Below are 433 nucleotides of genomic sequence, written 5' to 3'. Positions count from 1 at the left end.
GAACGATGTCGCGCTCCTTTTTGATCGTGTTGCCGAAGGAGATGCGGTCAGGCGTCGCGCCGGCATCCAGCGCGAGCTGGATCTCGACCACGGATGCCGTGTCGAAGCACGAGCCGAGCTCGGCCAGGAGCTTGAGCACCTGCGCCTCCGGGTTGGCCTTCACGGCGTAGAACACGCGCGGGTCGGGGAGCGCCCGGGCAAACTTGGAATAGTTGTCGCGCACGACCTCAAGGTCGACGACGACGCAAGGGCCGTCCTCACGTCGGTTGCGCAGGAATTCACGGATGCGCTGAGTCATGGCGCTCTCCCCACCAAAGGTTCAATGGAGGTCTTGTGGAGCCTCCGGATTGAAATTCAGACGATCAGGAACTCCTGCCGTCCGGCGTCGGCGAGGGAAGATGGCATCCCGCTTCGTGCGATGGAGACACGAATG

1 pseudogene is annotated in these 433 nt (G+C 62.8%); it reads right to left on the bottom strand.

Annotation, left to right across the window (positions count from 1 at the left end):
* Positions 1–298 (bottom strand): annotated as a pseudogene (locus tag C7G61_RS43520) (ornithine decarboxylase); the annotation flags it as partial.
* Between the last annotated feature and the right edge of the window lie 135 nt (positions 299–433).

It is taken from the genome of Bradyrhizobium algeriense (genome assembly GCF_003062295.1).
Lineage (GTDB): Bacteria > Pseudomonadota > Alphaproteobacteria > Rhizobiales > Xanthobacteraceae > Bradyrhizobium > Bradyrhizobium algeriense.
Note: the sequence above shows the minus strand (reverse complement) of the source record. Positions and strands in the feature narration are given on the sequence as shown.